At 39.5% G+C, this 21,922-nt stretch carries 18 protein-coding genes and 1 tRNA gene; 18 read left to right on the top strand and 1 reads right to left on the bottom strand.

The features are described from left to right. The first annotated feature begins 50 nt into the window (after positions 1–50). From L3V38_RS14160 to L3V38_RS14125, 8 genes are all read left to right on the top strand, one after another. The gene (locus L3V38_RS14160) at positions 51–2,699 is read left to right on the top strand and encodes a family 20 glycosylhydrolase (protein WP_237119806.1); all 2,649 of its coding nucleotides are present in this window, start codon (positions 51–53) and stop codon (positions 2,697–2,699) included. A 342-nt stretch (positions 2,700–3,041) separates the two neighbouring features. Next, entirely contained in the window at positions 3,042–4,325 is a 1,284-nt protein-coding gene (locus L3V38_RS14155; RefSeq protein ID WP_237119805.1) for a sugar MFS transporter, read from the top strand. A 604-nt stretch (positions 4,326–4,929) separates the two neighbouring features. Continuing rightward, entirely contained in the window at positions 4,930–6,078 is a 1,149-nt protein-coding gene (rfbB, locus tag L3V38_RS14150) for a dTDP-glucose 4,6-dehydratase (protein WP_130151596.1), read from the top strand. A 1-nt stretch (position 6,079) separates the two neighbouring features. Continuing rightward, positions 6,080–6,946 carry a glucose-1-phosphate thymidylyltransferase RfbA gene (gene rfbA, locus L3V38_RS14145; protein WP_130151597.1) on the top strand — a complete coding sequence of 289 codons (867 nt, stop codon included), beginning with the start codon at positions 6,080–6,082 and terminating at the stop codon, positions 6,944–6,946. Between the two features lie 4 nt (positions 6,947–6,950). Beyond that, the gene (locus L3V38_RS14140; RefSeq protein WP_237119804.1) at positions 6,951–8,375 is read left to right on the top strand and encodes a lipopolysaccharide biosynthesis protein; all 1,425 of its coding nucleotides are present in this window, start codon (positions 6,951–6,953) and stop codon (positions 8,373–8,375) included. Between the two features lie 21 nt (positions 8,376–8,396). Further along, on the top strand, positions 8,397–9,470 hold the full coding sequence (locus tag L3V38_RS14135) for a DegT/DnrJ/EryC1/StrS family aminotransferase (RefSeq protein ID WP_130151599.1): 1,074 nt from the start codon (positions 8,397–8,399) through the stop codon (positions 9,468–9,470). 5 nt (positions 9,471–9,475) lie between these two features. Beyond that, positions 9,476–10,039: an acyltransferase gene (locus L3V38_RS14130; RefSeq protein ID WP_130151600.1), complete on the top strand. Its 564-nt coding sequence runs from the start codon at positions 9,476–9,478 to the stop codon at positions 10,037–10,039. Beyond that, positions 10,024–11,034: a glycosyltransferase gene (locus L3V38_RS14125; RefSeq protein ID WP_237119803.1), complete on the top strand. Its 1,011-nt coding sequence runs from the start codon at positions 10,024–10,026 to the stop codon at positions 11,032–11,034. Before L3V38_RS14130 ends, L3V38_RS14125 begins: the two co-directional genes overlap by 16 nt. A 248-nt stretch (positions 11,035–11,282) precedes the next feature. On the opposite strand, the gene L3V38_RS14120 is transcribed toward L3V38_RS14125, so the two are convergent. After that, positions 11,283–11,358: transfer RNA gene (locus tag L3V38_RS14120), tRNA-His, on the bottom strand. A 278-nt stretch (positions 11,359–11,636) separates the two neighbouring features. On the opposite strand from L3V38_RS14120, the gene L3V38_RS14115 reads away from it, so the two are divergent. The 10 genes from L3V38_RS14115 (at position 11,637) to L3V38_RS14070 (ending at position 21,921) form a co-directional block, all read left to right on the top strand. Next, positions 11,637–12,467 (top strand): mechanosensitive ion channel domain-containing protein, encoded by an 831-nt coding sequence (locus tag L3V38_RS14115; RefSeq protein ID WP_062567247.1) that lies wholly within the window; start codon positions 11,637–11,639, stop codon positions 12,465–12,467. 23 nt (positions 12,468–12,490) lie between these two features. Further along, the gene (locus L3V38_RS14110; protein ID WP_130151602.1) at positions 12,491–13,270 is read left to right on the top strand and encodes a DUF481 domain-containing protein; all 780 of its coding nucleotides are present in this window, start codon (positions 12,491–12,493) and stop codon (positions 13,268–13,270) included. Between the two features lie 108 nt (positions 13,271–13,378). After that, positions 13,379–16,069, top strand: a complete 2,691-nt coding sequence (locus L3V38_RS14105; RefSeq protein ID WP_237119802.1) for an SLBB domain-containing protein — start codon at positions 13,379–13,381, stop codon at positions 16,067–16,069. Positions 16,070–16,077: 8 nt separating this feature from the next. Continuing rightward, entirely contained in the window at positions 16,078–17,112 is a 1,035-nt protein-coding gene (locus L3V38_RS14100; RefSeq protein ID WP_130151604.1) for a nitroreductase family protein, read from the top strand. 76 nt (positions 17,113–17,188) lie between these two features. Continuing rightward, positions 17,189–17,584 (top strand): type II secretion system major pseudopilin GspG, encoded by a 396-nt coding sequence (gspG, locus tag L3V38_RS14095; protein WP_130151605.1) that lies wholly within the window; start codon positions 17,189–17,191, stop codon positions 17,582–17,584. Continuing rightward, positions 17,581–19,239: a GspE/PulE family protein gene (locus L3V38_RS14090; RefSeq protein WP_130151606.1), complete on the top strand. Its 1,659-nt coding sequence runs from the start codon at positions 17,581–17,583 to the stop codon at positions 19,237–19,239. Before gspG ends, L3V38_RS14090 begins: the two co-directional genes overlap by 4 nt. Next, positions 19,239–20,438 carry a type II secretion system F family protein gene (locus L3V38_RS14085; RefSeq protein WP_237119801.1) on the top strand — a complete coding sequence of 400 codons (1,200 nt, stop codon included), beginning with the start codon at positions 19,239–19,241 and terminating at the stop codon, positions 20,436–20,438. The genes L3V38_RS14090 and L3V38_RS14085 overlap by 1 nt, the downstream gene beginning before the upstream one ends. Beyond that, complete coding sequence (locus tag L3V38_RS14080) at positions 20,422–20,829, top strand: type II secretion system protein (protein ID WP_237119800.1); 408 nt, start codon at positions 20,422–20,424, stop codon at positions 20,827–20,829. Before L3V38_RS14085 ends, L3V38_RS14080 begins: the two co-directional genes overlap by 17 nt. Next, a complete protein-coding gene (locus L3V38_RS14075) occupies positions 20,819–21,220 on the top strand; it encodes a type II secretion system protein (protein WP_193988208.1) in 402 nt (133 codons plus the stop codon). The genes L3V38_RS14080 and L3V38_RS14075 overlap by 11 nt, the downstream gene beginning before the upstream one ends. Then, positions 21,214–21,921 carry a prepilin-type N-terminal cleavage/methylation domain-containing protein gene (locus L3V38_RS14070; protein ID WP_130151610.1) on the top strand — a complete coding sequence of 236 codons (708 nt, stop codon included), beginning with the start codon at positions 21,214–21,216 and terminating at the stop codon, positions 21,919–21,921. The genes L3V38_RS14075 and L3V38_RS14070 overlap by 7 nt, the downstream gene beginning before the upstream one ends. Position 21,922: the final 1 nt, after the last annotated feature.

Here is a 21,922-nt window from a genome sequence, read left to right as displayed (position 1 = left end):
GTAATACGGAAAAAATACCGTAAACTCAGGGCATAAACGAGGAGAAAGTAATGGGTTTTAAAAAGTCTGCACTCGCTGCAATGATAATGGCAGCGCCTATAATGGCAAACGCGGCACTCACACAGTCGCAGGTAAATCAGTTTGCTAAAGATACCGAGTTACTGTTTTCAGTTGAAGATAACTTTCGTAATAGAGACGCGGGCTTTTTAGGAAAAATCACCCTTAACAACCGCTCTGATGTTGCGTTACCTGCAGGTGAAAGTGATTGGCAACTTTATATCCATTCGGTTCGTAAAATTTCAACAGAGCATGTCGCAGGTCTTAATATTGAACATATTAATGGTGACTTACATCGTCTTGTGCCAACCCGTTCATTTAAAGGGTTAGCGGCAGGGGAAAGTTTAGATATTCCTTTCGATGCGCAAGTGTGGATTGTTGCATACAGTGATTTTATGCCACGTGCATTTTTTGTAGCAGGTAAGAGTAAGCCAGCCATCTTTGCTAATACAGACACTGAGGACTTTAAAGAGTTTGTTACGCCGTTCACTCGTGATAACCAACTATACCGTTACAACGAACCAAAAGATTTATCTGTTTTGGCAACGGCAAAAGTGCGTTTTGAAAGAAACAAGGAAGATAAAGTCGAAGTAAGTAAAGACAATGCATTAAAACGAATCATTCCAAAACCACAAAAAGTTGATTTTAACCGTGGCACAACAACACTAAACAGTGATTGGCAAATTAGTTACCAAGGCCAGCTTAAACATGAAGTTATGGTCTTCATGCAAGACCTGCAAGATGACTATGGAATTAGTTTAAAAGCTCAACCTGACCATATAAGCCTTGGCAAAGAAAAAATCATTCGCCTAAACGTTGATCCTTCTTTAAATACAGGTAAAGCAGAGAGTTACACACTGGAAATTGACGATGATGTCATTAATATCGTAGGCAGTGATAATGCTGGCGTATTTTATGCGATGCAAAGTGTATTAAACTTAATTCCAGCAGGCAGTAAAGACTCTGCAAATTTACCACGTCTTGAATTAGAAGATGCTCCGCGTTATGGCTGGCGTGGCATGCATTACGACAACGGTCGTAACTATCATGGCAAAGAAGCCATGTTCAAACTTGTTGAGCAAATGGCTCGCTATAAAATGAATAAGCTACATTGGCACTTTTCAGAAGATGAAGGTTGGCGTCTTGAGATCCCAGGCTTACCTGAACTTACCGATGTTGGCGGCTATCGCTGTTTTGATTTAGAAGAGCGCGAGTGTTTATTAACGCAACTTGGTACGGGGCCATTTAAATCAGGCTCAGGTAATGGTTACTTAAAACGTGATGAATTTGTTGAGCTATTAAAATTTGCCAAAGATCGTCATGTTCAAATTATCCCAGAAGTTGAAGGGCCAGGTCATGCGCGTGCCTCAATTAAAGCAATGGAAGCGCGATACCACAACCTGCTTGAAGAAGCTGAAAAAACAGCTAAAAATAACATCAAGTCACAGTCAGCTAATAAGGAAATTCAAAAAGTAGATATTGGCCCTGCAACACAATATTTATTGACCGATCCTAAAGACACCTCTGTGTACATGACAGTTCAAAATTACAAAGATAACTCGATGAATGTATGTATGGATTCAACCTACGCATTCTTAGATAAAGTGACCTATGAACTACAGCAGATGTACCGCGAAGCAGGTGTGCAGCTAAAAAATCTACACATAGGTGGTGATGAAGTGGGGGCTGGTTCGTGGATTGGCTCGCCGATTTGTCAGGCGCTGTTTGCTGATCCTAATAATGGTGTTGCAGGCCCTGCAGATTTAAAACCCTATTTTACTCAGCGTGTTGCGACCTTACTTGAGAAACGTGGCATCTCTCCTGGTATATGGGAAGATGGCATCATGTATGACCGTGAAAACTCGTTTAAGCGTGATGAGTTTCCAAATAAAACCTTTACCGTTAATACGTGGGACAACATCTGGGAGTGGGGTGTTGCAGATAGAGCGTATCGCTTAGCTAATGCCGGTTACCAAGTAGTGCTATCGCATGGTACGCATTTGTATTTTGATCACCCGTACGAGGCAAACCCTGAAGAGCGTGGTTATTACTGGGCAACCCGTTACACCGACACCAAAAAAGCGTTCAACTACATGCCAGATGATGTGTATGCCAATGCTGATTATACACGCACTCGCGAGCCAATTGTTAATCTAGAGGCGTTAGTTGGTCGCCCGTTACCTAAGCTTGAAAAACCTGAGAATATTTTAGGTATGCAGGGTCAAGTTTGGTCAGAAACAATCCGTACCGAAGAGCAAGTGCTAGCGATGATCTTCCCACGTATTTTATCGGTTGCAGAGCGTGCATGGCACAAAGCTGATTGGGAAGGGCAAAGCGTTGATAGCAAAAAACAAGCAAAAGATTGGGCGGAGTTTTCAAGTGCCGTTGGCTTAAAAGAGCTTGAAAAACTAGCTCAAGGTGGCATTAATTTACACTTGCCTGTGCCAGGTGGAGTGATTGAAAATGGTAAGCTGTATGCCAACAGCGCCTTTGCTTATTTGAGCATTGAGTACAGCCTAGATAACGGCCAAAGCTGGCAGTCTTATGCTGAGCCAGTAAAGGTTGATAGCAAGGAAAAAATAGCTCTGCGTACTCGCTTAAATGAGCAGCAAACCAGTCGCGTTACTTTTGTTGGAGAGTAATGTTTAAGGTATTTCGCGCGAAATAAATTCGCGCCTACGTGGTGTGTTTTTAACGGTTGCAGAGTGTGGCATCTTCGCGCGAAATAAATTCGCGCCTACGTGGTGTGTTTTAGCGGTTGCTAAGTGTGGCACCTTTGCGCGAAATAAATTCGCGCCTACTCGGTGTGTTTTAGCGGTTTCACAATGTGTACCTTTGCGTGAGTTAAGCTCATATCTAAAAGAAATATGTCAGCGCTGTCATTTTTGTTGCGATAGTGTTATAAATATTTAATATCAAATTTATATAATTAATCTAAATGAGCAGCATCGCAGGGCCAATGCATGCTGTGATTGGGAAACGTTATGTCAGAAACGAATAAACAAAGCAGCTTAGTGCCAATGGCAATAGTTGCGACACTGTTTTTTATTTTAGGCTTTGCCACATGGTTAAATGGCTCGTTAATGCCGTTTTTACAACAAATTTTACAGCTTTCACCGTTTCAGGCATCACTGATAATTTTCTCATTTTATATTGCAGTAACATTTACAGCGATCCCATCGGCGATGATCATTCGAAAAGTGGGCTATAAAAATGGCATGGCGCTGGGAATGGCAACCATGATGGTAGCAGGGTTATTGTTTATTCCTGCGGCTAAAACGCAAGTGTTTGCACTGTTTTTATTTGCTCAACTTGTTATGGGCGCGGGTCAAACTTTGCTACAAACAGCCGTTAATCCATACGTAGTGAGAATTGGACCAGAAGAGTCCGCGGCAGCACGCGTGAGTGTCATGGGGATACTCAACAAAGGAGCTGGGGTTATTGCACCGATTGTTTTTACCGCGCTGATTTTAAGTGATTTTACGGGGTTTGTTGGTAAAGAATTAACGCAGTCTGATATTGATGCCATGGCAAATGGTTTAATACTCCCTTATTTAGGAATGGCGATTTTTATTGGTGTACTCGGTTTTGCCGTCACTAAAATGCCATTACCAGAGCTAATCGACGATGCTGATGAGCAAAAACCAGGGCAAGTAAAGGAGGCGCTGAGCCACCCAAGCCTTGCGCTAGGGATTGTTGCATTATTCGTTTATGTAGCTGTTGAAGTAATTGCTGGCGATACAATTGGCAGCTTCGCACTTTCATTAGGTGTTGAAAAGTATAGTGTTATGACTTCATACACTATGGGTTGTATGGTATTGGGTTACTTTTTAGGAATTTTATTAATTCCACGCATATTGTCGCAGCAAGCTGCACTAACAATTTCTGCGATTTTGGGTTGTGCGCTTACAATAGCAATTGTTACAGTAAGCAATGAGTCTGTTTTTATTTCAACATTACTAGGCCTAAAATCGGTACTTCCTGATACCTTATTACTCATCGCTGTGCTAGGCTTTGCTAATGCGATTGTTTGGCCAGCAGTGTGGCCGTTAGCATTATCAGGTTTAGGCAAACTAACGAGTGTAGGCTCGGGCTTACTTGTGATGGGCATAGCCGGTGGTGCATTTGGCCCGTTATTTTGGGGTTTGGCAAGTGGCGGAGTTAAAAGCGCTGATGCCCAACAGGCAGCCTATATTGTGATGTTGCCTTGTTATTTATTTATCCTTTTCTATGCTTTAAAAGGGCATAAAATGAAAAGTTGGAAGTAATAATAAGCTTAAGGTTAAGTTATACAAACACTAACCTTGAGCTGTGAAAAGCATTTCTAGTAAATAGAAATAATCCCGTGTGTAATGCCACCGAAAGGTGGCATTTTTTTGTCAAAGCTAAATGGTACGAAAATTGATGTAAAACTGCTGTACGGAAATAAGATACTTTTACTTGTTTTTTAACGACTTTTTTCGTTTTCATCCCTTCATTTTTATGATCCAAGGCCAATAATTCCAAGATTATCTCCGGCTTAGTCAACTTAGCCAAATAGCTATTTATCAAATCAAGTCTTTGTTCCTCAAACATTATCCAAGCTTATTAAAAAAGCAAGGTGCTTACTAAATGAATGGAAGGGATGGAAATCAGGGGAACGCATTGAGATGAGTACTTGTGGATATTATGCTTTGCTGGCTAACACGCTAAGGAATACCCAGCCATTTTACCTAATTAAAAATTTAGATGAATTTAAAACGCCATCGAATATGGTAATATTCGCAAATACAGCAGATAAGCAAAATGGTATAGGCAATAGAGTCTTTATCAAGTAGCTATAAGTAAAAGCTTTAGAGCAGGGTAAGCTCTAGAGCCCCTAAAAGGATTAAAATGAGATATTTAGTAACAGGTGCAGCTGGTTTTATAGGCTCTGCGGTTATACGCCATATCATTGAAAACACAAAAGACTCCGCTATTAATGTTGATAAACTGACTTATGCAGGTAATTTAGAGTCATTGAAATCGGTTGATTCGAGTGAGCGTTATACTTTTGAGCAGGTAGATATCTGTGACCGTGAAGAACTTGATCGCATTTTTAGGCAATATCAACCAGATGCTGTGATGCACTTGGCTGCGGAAAGTCATGTTGATCGTTCAATTACAGGCCCTGCAGAGTTTATTCAAACAAATATAATCGGCACCTATAATTTACTTGAAGCTGCTCGTCAGTACTGGAATACATTAGAAGGTAATGTTAAAGAAAAATTTAGATTTCATCATATTTCGACAGATGAAGTGTATGGTGATCTGCCACACCCAGCAGACCTTGCTCTGGAAGAAAATGAGCAGCAACCTCAGAGTTTGCCATTATTTACAGAGCAAACAGCTTATGCACCAAGTAGCCCATACTCTGCAAGTAAAGCATCGAGTGATCATTTAGTAAGAGCTTGGGCTCGTACCTATAACTTTCCAACAATCGTCACCAATTGTTCAAATAATTACGGCCCTTATCATTTTCCTGAAAAGCTTATTCCATTAGTGATATTAAATGCTTTAGAGGGGAAAGAGCTGCCGATTTATGGCAAAGGTGATCAGATCCGTGATTGGTTATATGTAGAAGATCATGCCCGTGCCTTATATAAAGTGGTGACAGAAGGAAAAGTCGGAGAAACTTACAATATTGGCGGGCATAATGAAATGCAGAATATAGAAGTCGTAAAAATGATTTGCGATCTTTTAGATGAGTTAGCGCCAATTAAACATAAAGAGCTGAAATCGAAAGAGGGTGAATTATTAACTACATATTCTTCACTTATAAAGCATGTAAATGACCGCCCAGGTCACGATAGACGTTACGCTATAGACTCAACCAAAATGAGCAAAGAGCTTAATTGGAAGCCACTTGAAACATTCGAAACGGGCCTTAGAAAAACAGTACTGTGGTACTTAAATAACCTCGACTGGTGTCAAAATGTGCAAGATGGTTCCTACCAACGAGAACGCCTTGGTGAAATAAATCTCAACAAAACGGAGCAATAATATGAAAGGGATTATTCTAGCTGGGGGGTCTGGCACACGCCTATATCCCTTAACTCGTGGTGTTTCCAAACAATTACTGCCTTTATATGATAAACCGATGGTTTATTACCCATTATCTACTTTAATGTTGGCTGGAATTAAAGATATTTTAATTATAACCACGCCAGAAGACCTTCAGAGTTTTCAGCGAATTTTAGGTGATGGCTCAGATTTTGGTATTCAACTAGAGTATGCAGTACAGCCTAATCCTGAAGGGCTTGCCCAAGCATTCATTATCGGTGAAGAGTTCATTGGTAACAGTTCTGTGTGTTTGGTTTTAGGTGATAATATCTTTTATGGTCAAGGTTTCCCTAAAACATTAGCAAGTGCAAGTCACCGTGAAAGTGGTGCAACTGTATTTGGTTATCATGTTAAGGATCCGGAACGTTTTGGAGTCGTTGAGTTTGATGAGAACTTAAAAGCTATTTCTATTGAAGAAAAACCAGCTAAACCGAAATCTAATTTTGCCGTTACAGGGTTATATTTTTACGATAATTCAGTCGTTGAGAAAGCTAAAAAAGTAAAGCCCTCATTACGAGGAGAGTTAGAAATAACCAGTATTAACCAGATGTATTTAGAAGAAGGTACACTGCATGTCGAGCTATTAGGTCGAGGCTTTGCTTGGCTCGATACGGGAACACATGAAAGTCTTCATGAAGCCTCTAATTTTGTACAGACAATTCAACATGTCCAAGGGCTTAAAATTGCCTGTTTAGAAGAAATCGCATGGCGTAATAATTGGTTAACGGCAGAACAAATACTTGCGCTGGCGGAGCCGATGAAAAAAAATGAGTATGGTAAGTACCTTGTACAATTAGTCAGTAATTAAGTTCATGCACGACAAGAAAAAAATTAAAAGTGGTTTTATTTGGAGTGCATTAGATAGTTTAGGCACACAAGCAATAGCTTTAGCTACAAGCTTAGTTCTGGCTAATATCTTAGGTCCGGCAGTATTTGGCTTAATTGCCATGCTAACGATATTTATTGCGGTTGCTAATGTGTTTATTAATAGCGGGTTCAACGCTGCATTGATACGAAAGACAGACAGAGATGAGTCTGATTTTGCGACTACTTTCTATTTCAGTCTTGGTGTATCCATAGGCTGTTACCTATTACTATTTTTCTGCGCCCCTTATATTGCCCAATTCTATCAGCAACCAGAGCTAACTACACTAACCAGAGTTATTGCACTCGTTGTCGTGATTAATACTTTTTCGGCAATTCCCATTGTCAAACTCAGTGTAAGCTTAAACTTTAAAACGCAAGCTAAGTGCAATTTCATTGCACTTACTTGTAGCAGTCTATTAGCATTGGCTTTGGCTTATTTTGATCATGGTGTGTGGGCGTTAGTGGCTCAACAACTAGCATTAGCAATCATCAATGTATTGATGCTAAATATTTTGGTGCCTTGGAGGCCTAAGCGCAAGTTTTCTAAAGAATCCTTTAAAAATCTATTTGGTTTTGGTTCAAAGCTACTCTTATCTGGCCTGTTAGATACTATTTACAATAATATTTATAGTCTAATTATCGGTAAGCAGTTTACAGCCGTTCAGCTTGGTTTATTCAATCAAGCGAATAGGCTGTCTAGTTTACCTGCGGTTACTTTGACAGGGGTAATTCAAAAAGTTACTTTTCCTATGTTAAGTGCGATACAGCACGATACGAAGAAACTTGATGCATCGTACTTATTAACTTTGCAATTTGCTGCAGTAGTCATATTCCCAGTTATGTTTGGTTTATGCATTATTGCCAAGCCGTTGATTGAGATCTTATTAGGGCAAGAATGGCAGGGTACCGCAGAGCTTGTCAGTATCATTACAATGGCGTTAGTGCTTTATCCAATTCATGCTATTAATTTAAACATGTTACAAGTGAAGGGACGTTCTGACCTCTTCTTAAAATTAGAAATAATTAAGAAGATAACGATTACCTTAATACTTGTTGTGACGGTACCTATGGGTATTAAAGCAATGTGTATAGGTATGGTTGTCAGCTCTTATTTGGCATTATTTATCAATACTTATTACACAGGTAAGCTTTCGAGCTTAACGGCTTATAAGCAGCTGATAGCCTTGCTTCCGATTGCGCTTATTACCGCTTTTTCGGCCTTTTTGGGATATAGCGTTGGTATGAACTTCAGCAGCAATATTATTCAAATTATCACTATGTTAGGTGTTGCTCTAGGAAGCTATATTCTAATTCTAATTCTGATGCAGCGATCATTGCTTATTGCCTTAAAAAACACATTAAAAAATTAACCCTATATGGAGTCATTATAAATGATTGCCTTAAACAACCCTGTTAAACCTAACTTAAAAAAGCTCCAAAAATTACTCGAAAAAATAAATGATAATAGTTGGTTCACTAATTTTGGACCTATGCATAAAGAATTAACTGAAAAGTTAGAGGATTATTTATGTGTAGAAAACCTTTTACTGACAAATAATGGTACGTCAGCACTTCAAATCGCAGGTAGGGCACTTAACAGCCACTCTCTAATCTCAACACCATTTAGCTTTGTAGCTACTGTTAGCGCGTTTAAATGGCAGAAAGATGAAGTGGCATTTGCGGATATTGACTCAAGTAGTTTAAATATTTGCCCAGATGCAATTAAAGCTGCTTACGAACAAGGCTGTAAAGCTGATACTTTAGTTGCCACACATGTGTATGGAAACCCGTGTGATGTTCTTAAATTAAAAGATCTTGGCGAACAAAAAGACTTTAAAATTATTTATGATGCCGCGCATGCTTTTGGTGTGAAAATCAATGAACAATCAATTTTAAAGTATGGGGATGCGAGTACATTGAGTTTCCATGCAACCAAAGTTTTTCATACGGTTGAAGGTGGAGCTGTTATTTTTAAAGATAAAGACAGCTATGAAAGAGCTGAGCGACTCATTAATTTTGGATCTAACCCAAGTGATTCGAACCATGTTGGCATAAATGCAAAAATGAATGAGTATCAAGCAGCTGTTGGTTTGGTTAACCTTGAAGAAATAGATGATGTGCTTGACCATAGAGCTGAGTTATTTCATGCATACAGGCAAGGTTTAAAGGATGTAGTTAAGTTACCTACTTGGCACCCAGAAGCAAATGCTAATGGTGCTTATATGCCAATCTTGTTAGACAGTGAGAAACAGCTAAAGAAAGTGACTCAAGCGTTAGAAGAAAATAATATTCAAAGCCGCAATTACTTTGCTCCTTCATTAGACCGAATCTTTGTAGATGAACACAATTATGGAACGTCCAATAGCTTAAAAGCATCAGAAAGTATCTTGTGTTTGCCTTTACATGCGCATTTAAAACTACACGATATTGCAACCGTTATCGAAAATGTAAAAAAAGGATTGTAGAAAATATGGCTTTTTATACACAAATTGAATTAGAAGCTTTGGGATTCAGGCATGTAGGTAAGAATGTCAAATTGTCAAAATTAGCATCTATTTACAATGCGGCAAACATAGAAATTGGCGATAACAGTAGAATCGACGACTTCTGCGTTTTATCAGCGGGAAAAGAGGGAATTAGTATAGGTAAGTACGTGCATATTGCTGTTTATACATCATTAATAGGTGCAGGAAGAATTACGATGGAGGACTATACATGTCTGTCATCAAGGTGTTCAGTATACTCTAGTAATGATGACTATTCAGGCGAATATATGACGAACCCAACGGTTCCAAGTCAATATACCAATGTTAGTCATGCACCGGTTACAATCAAAAAGCATAGTTTAATTGGAGCTGGAAGCATTATTTTGCCAGGGGTGATAATTGAAGAGTGCGTTGCAGTTGGTTCTCTATCTTTGGTCAATAAATCTCTTGAGGCTGGTTTTGTATATGCAGGGCAACCTGCTAAAAAAATCAAGCAACGCAGCAGAAATTGTGAAACGCTGGAAAATGAATTATGTTCGAAAAACTAGTCGCACCTTGCGAGAAAGAGGTTACTAAACACTGGTTATATGCTGATCAAGTTTTCACTTCGATTATTTGCACAACATTTAATCAAGAATGCTATATCCGCGATACAATTGAAGGTTTTCTAGCTCAAGTTACAGAGTATCGGTTTGAGATTATTATTCACGATGATCTCTCTACTGATAACACGCGGGCTATCATCCAAGAGTACCAGCAAAAATACCCATCAATAATTAAACTCATACTACAAGATGTAAATCAGTTTTCGATCAACATTAACTTGCCCTTCAAACATTCGTTAGCAATTGCGCAAGGAGAATATGTTGCCCTTTGTGAAGGGGATGATTTTTGGGTGGATAGTAGTAAGTTGCAGAGGCAGATTCTGGCACTTAAAAAACATAACGATCTGAACCTATGTGTACACAATGCATACATTATAAACTCTGAAGAGGAGCCACACTCTTCATACCAGTTTCCTACACGAAAAGAAGCTACTCATATCATTGATTATGCTGAAATATACAAAGTACACTCACAATTTTGCCCAACAGCATCAATGTTTATAAGAAAAAGTGTCTTGGATAACCTACCTAGCTTTTTTTATGATGCGCCAATCGGAGACTTTTTCCTGGAGGCTTTCTCTGGAATTAATGGAGTTGTTTATCTACATGAAAAAATGAGTGTCTACAGACGTGAAAGTCAGAACTCTTGGTCTTCTGAAACAGTAAATAATACCGTGAAATTAAAAAAGCATAACTTACGCATGATAGAGTCTCTCGATAAACTAGAGCGTTACCTTGAGCCTGAATATTCTCGTAATGTAAAAATAAGAAAACAATACATATTTGGCCAATTGTGTACTCAAAGCGTGTTGCAAAATAAATATTTAGAGTCAGTAAAATACTTTAATAAATATCGTGCACAAGGCGCTGCTTTTAAATCACTGCTAAGTTTACTGTATCGTTGTTCTAAAACGCTATTTATGAGACGTGCATTTTAGATATTACAGCTTCAACAAAAACTAACCTGCAGCGAAAAGGCTACTTAGTATCTATTAAGTAGCCTGAAAATGACATTATATTTATTATTAGGGCTTAGAGCTTATTTTTAGGGGGAGAGCTTTTAATCTTATTGCTACAAAAACGCTACTTGCAAATAGGGAATTTTGTCGACACTGCGCACTTCAAAGGAGTTTAAAAAGTAAGTGAAGTTTAATTTGATAAATAAGAATATTTATAGAGGAAAAAGTGGGGCGACTGATGGGGCTTGAACCCACGACAACCGGAATCACAATCCGGGGCTCTACCAACTGAGCTACAGCCGCCACTGAGATACACCTCGATTGGTGTGGCGCGCATATTACATAATTAATATCACCTTGTGAAGTCCTAAATAGAAAAAACTATAAAAAAGTTTCTTTGCTCGGAAAATTCAGAAATGGCTATTTAGTCAGTTGGTGTTCAGTTTTGCGGATTAGACTCTCGGCTTCTGCAATAGAGCAATCACTCATTTTTTAATCTGTCTGTAATTTAATGATTTTTTAATCAAAGATCATATATAATTTGTACAGCGTTATGCTAAAAATGAACTTCAGGAGAGAACATGGATACTATAATGAACTGGATCAATGAGAATTCAGGTTTAATCATACATTACGCCATTCAGGGTGTGTTGGCGCTAATTATTTTCCTTATCGGTGGCCGTATCGCAAAATTTTGTGAAGGGTTAACTGAAAAAGCTTTCGACAAGAAAAAAGTCGATAAAGCGGTAGGTTCATTTGTAGCAAGCATTGTGTATGCGATCGTATTTGCTGCAACAATCCTAATGGCACTTTCGCAATTAGGTATTGAAACAACATCATTCATCGCTATTTTAGGTGCGGCTGGTTTAGCGGTTGGTTTAGCACTACAAGGTTCATTATCTAACTTCGCATCAGGTGTACTGATCATTTTACTTCGTCCTTTCAAATCAGGTGACTACGTTGAAGCAGGTGGTAAAGCGGGTACAGTTAAAAAGATTGAGATCTTCTCTACAGAGTTACGCACGCCTGATAACAAAGTGATTATCATGCCAAACTCAAAAATCATGGGCGATGCCATTATTAACTACTCACGCGAATCAACACGTCGTATCGATCTAGTGATTGGTGTTGGCTATGATGCAGATCTAAAAGAAGCAAAAGCAGTGCTAAAATCAGTGCTTGATAAAGAAGAACGTTTACTTAAAGACCCTGCTTATACAGTTGCTGTGTCTGAACTTGCTGATTCAAGTGTTAATTTTGTTGTGCGTCCATGGGTCAACTCGTCTGATTACTGGCCAACGTACTTTGATCTAGTAGAAAACATTAAGATCGCATTAGATGATGCAGACATCACTATCCCATTCCCGCAAATGGATGTTCATTTGCATAAAGAAGACGCAAGCGTCAAATAAAAAGCAGTAAAGGTTATTTTTTAATGAAATTAAAAGCTTTATCAATTCTAGTTGCAGCCTCAGCTGCAACTAGCGCATTCGCAGCTGACGAAACGAAAACGTGGGATGTAACCAGCGAATTGGGTGCAATTATCACTAGCGGTAATACTGAAACAACCACATTAAAAGGCGGTATAAAGGTATTACACAATCTTGAAAGCTGGAATAACGAATATAAACTTGACGGTCTTTATAAAGAAGATGAAGTTGAGAATGATGCGGGCGAAAAAGAAACGCAGCGTACTAATGAAAAGTACTCATTCTCTGCGCAAGGTAACTATAAATTAAACGAAAAGCACTCACACTTATTCATCTACGGCTCGCACGTATCTGATTATTTTGGTGCATATCGTAACGAAACAGTTATCTCAGCAGGTTACGGTTTACGTTTAATCGACCGTTCAGACATGTGGCTGAACGCTGAAATTGGTCCAGGTTATAAATACTTCCAATACCCTGATGACAGCACTGAAATGGATGACAACGGTAATTCACTTGCCGGTGAGCGCGAAGGTGAAGTCATTGCGTTAGGTAAAGTTGATTACAACTGGCAAATTTCAGAAAGCGCACGTTTTACTCAGCTTGTATCTGTGGAATACGGTGATACAAATACCAAAACACGCTCTGAATCAGCTATTTTGGCGAAAATCAACGGCTCTCTACAAATGAAAGTGGCGTATAACATCACTCATAACTCAGATGTAGCAGACGACAAAGAAAATACCGACACAGAAACATCATTAACGTTAGTTTATAGTTTCTAAGCGCTTTAATTTAAGATTGAATGGGTAAACTTGTTTACCCATTTTTTTTGCTTAAAAAATGATGTAGTATGCGGCGGTTAATCTTTATTTTCTTAGAAGGGAAACTTTGTGAAGTTTTTTAGGCTTGTAATCGCTCTTTTTATATCGCTTTTATTTATAACAGAAGCGCACTCCGTCACTCCGACCAAGCAGCAAATTGAACAATTTAAAAAGCTACCTAAATCACAGCAAGAAGCTATAGCAAAGAAATATGGCTTGGATATAAGCATGCTGGATTCTACCAACAAGGATGGCGAATCGCTTGACGATGAGAATAACAGCTCAGTGATGCCAAGAGATTTATTCGGTGAGAAAAAAGATAATAAAGAAGAACTCACGGATGAAGAAAAATTCAAGCCTCAACCTGATGAACTTAAGCCTTTTGGTTATGAGTTGTTTTCAGGAGAGCCTACAACATTCGCGCCAACAGAGAGCGCACTGGTACCAGACACCTATATTGTAGGTTCTGGTGACACATTAACGGTTAACCTATTTGGTAAAGAAGCATCAACTGAAGAGGCAACGATTGACCGTGAAGGGCGCTTAACGGTTGGTTCGCTTAAGCCTGTGACTGTCGCAGGTATGCAGTATGCTGATGTAGTTCAGTTAATTAAAGCAAAAGTTCAGCAAGAAATGATTGGTGCAGAAGCATTTGTATCAATGGGTAAAACACGCTCTATTCGAATCATGGTGTTAGGTGAATCTTATAAACCAGGCGCTTACACGGTTCCTTCACTTGCTTCGATTACCCATGCTCTGTTTGTTAGTGGTGGTATTTCAGAAATTGGTTCGTTACGTAACATACAGCTAAAAAGAGCGGGCAAAACGGTCACTACTCTTGACTTATACAACCTACTTATTAAAGGTGATAGCAGTAACGATGTAATCTTAAAGCCTGGCGATGTGGTATTTATTCCGCCTGTAGGTATGCAAGTAACGGTTGATGGTGAAGTACGTCGTCCTGCTATTTTTGAATTAAAAGAAGGCGAGTCTAGTCAAGATCTTATTGCCATGGCAGGTGGTTTTAGTGCCGCTGCGTTCCCTCAAAAATCAGTAGTAGAACGTTATACAGGTCATAGCTCAAAAACTGTATTGCAATTAAACCTATTCGACAAAAACGCCTATACACCAAAAAATGGTGACACGGTAAAAGTGCCTTCATCAAGCCAAGAGCTAGACGATGCGGTGACTCTAATTGGTGCAGTTTCTCATCCTGGTAACTATTCATGGCATGAAGGTAAAACGGTTAGCCAGTTATTTAACTCGCTTAAATCTGATTTACTGCCAATTGCGGATTACGATTACTCACTCATTGTACGTGAAATTAATGTTCGTGGTGATATTGAAGTCCATCAGTTTTCTCTTTTAGATGCAGTAAATGGTAAGCAAGATTTAGAGCTTAAGCCGCGTGATATCGTTGTGGTATTTAGCCGTTTTCAATCAATTGAAAGTGAAGAAAATGCTTTAAACACAATGGCACTTACTAAAGAGCAGTTAAAGCAGCAAGAAAAAATCAGATTATGGGATGAATATGAAGAGCGTAAGTTTTATGAGTTCATCGATTTAGGCTCGTCATTCGATAAAGACTTAGCACTCAGTGTCGCTGAAGAAGAAGAGGAAGAAGTTTTATCAATTACAGAAATGCTCACAAACAAAGATGAGTTAGAAGATGATGAGTATGCTGTATTTAGCCGTAAGAAATTACTAAAACCAATTTTAGCCAAGTTAAATCAACAAGCAACTAAAGACAGTGGCTTGCAGATTATTGGTGTGCGTGGTGAAGTATTTTACGAAGGTGTGTATCCGATGCCTGTTAATGCGGACGTACATGATGCGATTGCAGCTGCTGGTGGCTTAAAAGAGTCTGCTTTTTTACAAAATGCTGAGGTAACGCGATTCGCAGAAAACTCAGACTTACAGCATATTAGTATTGATTTATCGACCTTAAATACAAAACAAGGCACAGAGCATTTTGCTTTAGAAAGTAAAGATACAATCAATGTTTACCCAATTCCTAATTGGCAGCAAGACAGAAAAATTAATATTCTTGGCGAAGTTAAATTCCCAGGGATTTACAGCATTGCAAAAGGTGAAAGCTTATCGAGCGTAATCAAGCGTGCTGGTGGCTTTACTGATTTTTCTTTCCCTGAAGGGGCGGTATTTACCCGTGAAGCAATCAGACTACAACAACAGCAGCAATTAAATAAAATATCAGAAGACCTACGTCGTGATATTGCGTCTAAAAGTTTCAATAACTCAATTACTGATGCATCACTTTCTTATCAAGATATGGACAGCTTGATTAAAGACTTAGCTAAAGTGAAAGCGGTTGGCCGACTGGTTATCGATTTACCAGCCATTGCCAGCGGTAAACGTGATTTACAAGTTGAAGACAGCGATGTGTTGTATGTTCCTTCAAAACGTAACAGTGTTGATGTTGTTGGTGAAGTAAACTTCTCAGGTTCGCATTTATATCAAAATGAACTGAGTTTAGATGATTACCTAACACGCAGTGGTGGATTAAAACCGCGTGCTGATGAAGACCGCATCTACATTATAAAAGCCAGTGGCCTAGTAGAAGTACCAAACCGAGGTTCTTGGTTTGCGGTTAATAACGAATTTGAGCTATCACCTGGGGATACAATTGTTGTACCTCTTGATACCGATTACATTGATAACTTAACTCTTTGGAGTTCAGCAACACAAATTATGTATCAAATGGGTGTAGCGGTTGCCGCAATTAGCTCATTAGGTAACTAGACTATTTGATGAAAGCTTATGTAATCAAATTACTTAAACGTGTAATAGAGCAACTTCAAGTTGCTCTATTACCTTTATGCAGTAAATCCCCAATACTGTCTGGCTTGTATTTTACTTTTTTCTCGCGAGATTTTTTTTACGAGCACCAAGCAATACTTAAAGCTCGTCTTGCATATAACAATCAACAAGGCATGCATGGTAAATCAAGTGCCTTATTAAGACGCAATATACACCGCTTAGAAAAGGGGCTCATAATGCAGCCTAGGCGTAGTGTATTTGCACTCGATTATTTAACAGAGACATTAACGGCTTACCAACTTGCAGTAACCCAATCAAATGTAGAACAGTCAGAATTGCAATGGGCAACGGATGTTCTCAGCGAGTATTTTTCTGTTGTAGATAAACAGCATTTAACTATCGCAAAAAATTATGCTGTATTTCAGCAGCTATCTACGGCATATAGCGGTTTGAAAAAGCCGTACGCTTACCAACAAAAAGAGCCACACCAAGTTAGCTATGAGCAGTTTTTAGCGTTAACCAAGTTTCGTACCTCTGTACGTTGGTTTGAGCAAAAGCAAGTTGAGCTAGAAAAAATTGAAAAAGCACTCGCTGCTGCACTGCAAGCGCCGAGCGCGTGTAATAGGCAGCCTTTCGAATTTTATTCTATTACAGAACAACCTTTGCTTAATAAACTGGCTAACTTACCAGGTGGGACGGCAGGGTTCGCAGACAATATTCCACATTTGATCGCCGTCGTTGGAGATTTATCGTATTATCCATTTTCGCGAGATCGGCATGTGATATATATAGATGGCTCGCTTGCATCCATGCAGTTTATGCTAGCACTTGAAACTTTAGGGTTGAGTAGTTGTCCTATCAACTGGCCTGAACTTATCACTTTAGATAAACGAGTCGCTAAGTTACTTGACTTACCGCAGTACAAGCGAGTTGTGATGTTCATTGCTGTAGGCTATCCCGCCAATTCAGGAATGATACCTTATTCAGATAAAAAGCAAGCGAAAGATATTTTAAAGCAGCTTTAATGCTTGAAAATTCGTTATATCGACAGCTATTTTCCTGCTTGATATACTCAAGCAAATTTAAATTTAAGGAGTTTTCATGAAAAAAAATAAAGGTTTCAGTTTAATGGAACTAATGATAGTGCTTATCATTCTTGGGCTATTAGGTTCTTTGGTTGCTCCTAAATTATTCTCAAAAGTAAGCTCATCGAAAATTAAAACTGCGGTTGCACAAATGCAGATGTTTGAAACAGCTATCGACACATATCGTTTAGATATGGGCACCGTGCCACCAACATTACAAGCATTACGTAGAAGCGAATCGGCAAGTTGGGATGGTCCTTACCTACCAAAAGACATTCCGCTAGACCCGTGGGGCAAAGAATATATTTATAAAGTACCGGGTGAAAACGGTGCACCTTATACCATTATGAGTTATGGCCTAGATGGACAACCTGGTGGTGAAGGTGAAAACGAGGATGTGATTCATAAATGATCGATCTTAGCCAATTACTTGCTGAGCAATTTAAAGTATCTGCCGCTGACATAGACAAAGCAAAGTCATATCAAAGTAGATACGATGGTAGGCTAGAGCAAATTTTAGTTAATATGGGCTGTTTAACTGAAGATGATTTAGCCCCTTTGTACAGTAAGTTATTAGGCTATCCGCTGTTTTCTGTCGATGACTACCCTAATTGGCAACTTCCTGAAGGGGTTGATGTAACACTACTTCAATCGCTCAAGGAACTAGATTGCGTATTACTTGAGGCGGGTGATGTATGGACTTTGGCCTGTAAGGACCCGCTTTCGTTATCGCTGGCACAGTTTATTCAGCAGCATGATGTCGATGTCAACATACTCGTTGCAACTGAGTCACAGCTACAAACCTTTTTTTACGAGATTCAAAGTACCTCAGAAAATAATATTGAGGATGATGAACTCACCGGTGATGAAGAGGCCAGATTAAGAGAGCTTGCTTCAGAAGCACCAACAGTAAACCTGTTAAACTCATTGATCACCAAAGCGCTGGCAAGAGGCGCGTCAGATATGCACCTTGAACCGCATCAAGGGCGCTTTCGTGTGCGCTACCGAATAGACGGTGTGTTACATGAAGTGGATAAACTTGCGCCTAAAATGCAGTTACCAATCACAACGCGTCTAAAGATATTGTCAGGCATGGATATCGCAGAAAAGCGTCGTCCTCAAGATGGTAAAATAGAACTGCGTATCGCTAACCAAGAGCTTGATATACGTGTTTCCGCTTTACCGCTCAACGATGGTGAAAGTATTGTTTTACGTTTCTTATTAAAAGACTCAATTCGCTATGATATGTCGGTACTTGGTTTGTCTAATGATACACAAAATCTTATTCAGCAAGACCTACGTAAAACAACAGGGGTTATCTTGCTTACGGGCCCCACGGGTTCAGGTAAAACCACAACCCTTTACACGTTCTTAAATGAACTTAACCGCCCTGATGTCAAAATTATCACGCTTGAAGACCCAGTGGAGTACCAACTAGAAGGCGTAAACCAAGTACAAGTTAATAACGATATAGGGTTTAACTTTGCTGCGGGTTTACGTTCAATAGTACGTCAAGATCCAGACATTATCATGGTCGGTGAAATACGTGACGCAGAAACCGCTCGTATCGCTTTGCAGTCAGCATTAACAGGGCACTTAGTTTTTAGTACCGTGCACACCAATGACGCAGCAAGTGCTTACACCCGTTTGCTCGATTTAGGTGTTGAAGAGTTTTTACTTAATGCGGCGCTGGTGTCTGTTGTTGCTCAGCGTTTGGCTAGGCGCCTATGTCAGCACTGTGCGACACCTTTAGAAGATACCAGCGAATTACTTGCCCAGTATCCGTTAGAACAAGTTGCTAAAAATGCCGCAATCAGTGAATTAAACATCAAGCAAGCTGTTGGCTGCGAACATTGTAATCACACCGGCTTTAAAGGCCGAATTGCGATTAACGAATATTTGCGATGCGATGACGAAATAAAACAACTGCCTAAAAATGATCAATTTATTTCTAAAGCACAAGCCCATAATGCGCAATTGAAGCGCCGTAACCTGATGCAAGATGGTTTGTATAAAGTGGTTACTGGCGTGACCACCATAGATGAAGTATTGCGGGTAGCAGGCTAATGGAATTTGAATATAAAGCCATTGATAACCAAGGGGCGCGGCATCAAGGTGTCGTCAATGCTGCCAGCCAAGCAGAGGCACAAAAAAAACTCCTCGCAGATGGTTTAAATGCATTATCTATTAAGCCTATAGCCAGTGCTTCGAGCATCAGTGGCTTATTTTCACAAAAAGTAAGCCTTGATCAGCTAGAGTTTTTTACTAGCGAGTTGGCGCTTTTGCTAGAAAGTGGCATACGTGTTGACCGCGGTATCGATATCATTAAAAAAGCAAATGGTCACCCAGCGTTAACACGGCTATTGAGTCAAATCTCGGCTTCTTTAAAAAAGGGCTCGTCACTGAGCGAAGCCTTTTCAGAGCATGAGCATTTATTTGGCCCTTTATATATCAGCTTACTGAAAATAGGTGAAACCTCGGGTAACTTACCAGAGGTGCTTAATCGCCTATCAAACGATTTGAAGTTTCAAAAAGACCTTCGCACACAAATTAGTACCGCGTTAACGTATCCAAGCGTTATCTTTTTTGTGTGTATTATGGCGGTTTACTTTGTGCTTACCTTCATTGTGCCAAAAATGTCGGGTATTTTTACCGACCTTAGCCAAGCGCCTTGGTACACACAAATGATCATCAATGTGAGTAACTTTTTTGTTGATTACCAAGTGATTATTATTGGCTCTGTGGTGGCCGCAATTATGGGATTGTCATATGGTTTAAAGCGGCCTGAGGTAAAAAACTGGTTTTACATAAAAATCTCGCGCTTACCAGGCATTGGCAGCGTAATTTTAACAGCAGAACGTATTCGCTTTTCGCAATCTATGGCGATGATGCTAGAGGCTGGCCTACAACTAGATACCACCTTAGAGCTCACTGCAAATACCTTAAAACACCCAGAACTGAAACGTGATGCAAAACTAGCGTTAAAACAATTAAAAACCGGTAAGCAACTGAGCCAAGTATTAGAGAAAACACGTATTTTTCCTGACTTTTTCTTATCTATTATTAAAGTGGGTGAAGAGACAGGCCGACTACCTAGAGTGTTTTCTGAGGTTGCACAGCGCAGTAAAGCCGAACTTGAAAGTGTGATCAAAAAGCTGACGACTATGCTTGAGCCCATCATGCTTATTTTTATGGGGGGCTTTGTAGGTGGCATCGTCATAACAATGTTAATGAGTATGGTCTCTATTAATGATGTCCCATTCTAAAAAAGCCGCTGGCTTCTCACTTATTGAGCTAATGGTTGTGATGGCAATCATGGCGATTGTTATGGGTTTGACCGGCGGGTTAGTCACCAAGGCGGTTGATCAACAAACGCGCCAAGTTGAATTGCAAAAAGTGAGGCAACTATTTAAACGCCTCAGTTATCAAGCTTACTACTCTGGTTTTCCTATTAATGTTCGTATGCAAGGCAGTGAGATCACGATTACAGTTAATCAGCAAGTATCAAGCATGCAATTTGAGCAATTAGTGTTTTCACCTAACGACTACCTAGTTGCGACTAACTCATTAGTGACCCCAAATAGCTATAAAATACTGCGCGCAGACACAATTCAAGAATACAAACTCGAGAGTATGTTTACCCCTTATGAAAACTAACCAAGGCTTCACCTTAATTGAAGTGCTCATAGCTGCGGTTATATTATTCTCATCGCTGGCAATAACAGCACAACTTTACAGTGCTAGCAGCTTATCTGCCGAAAAAGCAGCAAACACAGCTCAGTATTATCAAAGTGCTGAGCTTGTTATAACGAATATAAAGTCGCAGCTTAGAGAGCGTTATCAAACCACAAAACAAAAAGAGTACAGTGGTGTAACACAAGCTTTCGGTTTCGAATTTGAATGGCAGGCAACAACACAAACAATGATAACCCCGCCAATGGAAGTCGATGAAGACTTTCCGCCTGATGCTCGTTTTCCTATCTTTCTAGTTGAAGTAGAAGCACCAAAGTCTGGGCGCTCTTTTCAATTTAGGGTGGTTGCATGGTAAAGCAAAAAGGCTTTTCACTCATTGAGCTTATGATCGCCACAGCGCTGTTGTCTATGGTTATGTTTACAGGTTACTTTGCATACAGCCTATATACAGACAAATGGCAAAAGCGAGCGGACCATTTTTGGCAGCTTAACCAAAGTGCACTCGGTACAGAGGCAATTATAAGAACATTAGAAGCGGCAAGTGTGTATATTGTTCGCGATCAAAAAGAGCAATTTTCAATATTATTTGCAGGCCAGCAAACTGAAATCACACTTGTCACCAACACAGGCTTATTTTCGAATGAAACTGCGCTTATTAATATTAAAGCAATTGACCAAGATAACGGACTACAAAGCTTACTTTATAGTGAAATGCCTTTAAACAACACATTGTTGTTAAACTACCCAATAGAAGAAAACTGGCAGTACCAACATATCTTAGTAAACGACATTGCGAAGATAAATTTCCAGTTTTACGGCTGGGAAACCTTACAAAATGCCGTTGCTGGTAACCTTGATAGTGCTGAGCTATCAATTGGAGAAACGCGTGTTAAAAGGCGTTGGTATACAGAGCATAACCTCCCTAACAACAGGCTTTTGCCTAATAAGTTAGCGCTGTTTTTTGAAAATGAACAACAGCAAGTTACTCACATACAGGTTGATTTGATTAACGTTTCGTACCTTGACCTAGTTAGACATTTAAGGCTGGACGTTTAAT

The organism is Pseudoalteromonas sp. L1, assembly GCF_021728095.1.
In the GTDB taxonomy this organism is placed as follows: Bacteria; Pseudomonadota; Gammaproteobacteria; order Enterobacterales; family Alteromonadaceae; genus Pseudoalteromonas.
Note: the sequence above shows the minus strand (reverse complement) of the source record. Positions and strands in the feature narration are given on the sequence as shown.

Coding starts and splice junctions, on each gene's coding strand:
- L3V38_RS14155 (WP_237119805.1), top strand. CDS start 3,042: ATGTCAGAAACGAATAAACAAAGCAGCTTAGTGCCAATGGCAATAGTT.
- L3V38_RS14160 (WP_237119806.1), top strand. CDS start 51: ATGGGTTTTAAAAAGTCTGCACTCGCTGCAATGATAATGGCAGCGCCT.
- L3V38_RS14075 (WP_193988208.1), top strand. CDS start 20,819: ATGAAAACTAACCAAGGCTTCACCTTAATTGAAGTGCTCATAGCTGCG.
- L3V38_RS14110 (WP_130151602.1), top strand. CDS start 12,491: ATGAAATTAAAAGCTTTATCAATTCTAGTTGCAGCCTCAGCTGCAACT.
- gspG (WP_130151605.1), top strand. CDS start 17,189: ATGAAAAAAAATAAAGGTTTCAGTTTAATGGAACTAATGATAGTGCTT.
- L3V38_RS14130 (WP_130151600.1), top strand. CDS start 9,476: ATGGCTTTTTATACACAAATTGAATTAGAAGCTTTGGGATTCAGGCAT.
- rfbA (WP_130151597.1), top strand. CDS start 6,080: ATGAAAGGGATTATTCTAGCTGGGGGGTCTGGCACACGCCTATATCCC.
- rfbB (WP_130151596.1), top strand. CDS start 4,930: ATGAGATATTTAGTAACAGGTGCAGCTGGTTTTATAGGCTCTGCGGTT.
- L3V38_RS14125 (WP_237119803.1), top strand. CDS start 10,024: ATGTTCGAAAAACTAGTCGCACCTTGCGAGAAAGAGGTTACTAAACAC.
- L3V38_RS14080 (WP_237119800.1), top strand. CDS start 20,422: ATGATGTCCCATTCTAAAAAAGCCGCTGGCTTCTCACTTATTGAGCTA.
- L3V38_RS14085 (WP_237119801.1), top strand. CDS start 19,239: ATGGAATTTGAATATAAAGCCATTGATAACCAAGGGGCGCGGCATCAA.
- L3V38_RS14115 (WP_062567247.1), top strand. CDS start 11,637: ATGGATACTATAATGAACTGGATCAATGAGAATTCAGGTTTAATCATA.
- L3V38_RS14090 (WP_130151606.1), top strand. CDS start 17,581: ATGATCGATCTTAGCCAATTACTTGCTGAGCAATTTAAAGTATCTGCC.
- L3V38_RS14140 (WP_237119804.1), top strand. CDS start 6,951: ATGCACGACAAGAAAAAAATTAAAAGTGGTTTTATTTGGAGTGCATTA.
- L3V38_RS14070 (WP_130151610.1), top strand. CDS start 21,214: ATGGTAAAGCAAAAAGGCTTTTCACTCATTGAGCTTATGATCGCCACA.
- L3V38_RS14135 (WP_130151599.1), top strand. CDS start 8,397: ATGATTGCCTTAAACAACCCTGTTAAACCTAACTTAAAAAAGCTCCAA.
- L3V38_RS14100 (WP_130151604.1), top strand. CDS start 16,078: ATGAAAGCTTATGTAATCAAATTACTTAAACGTGTAATAGAGCAACTT.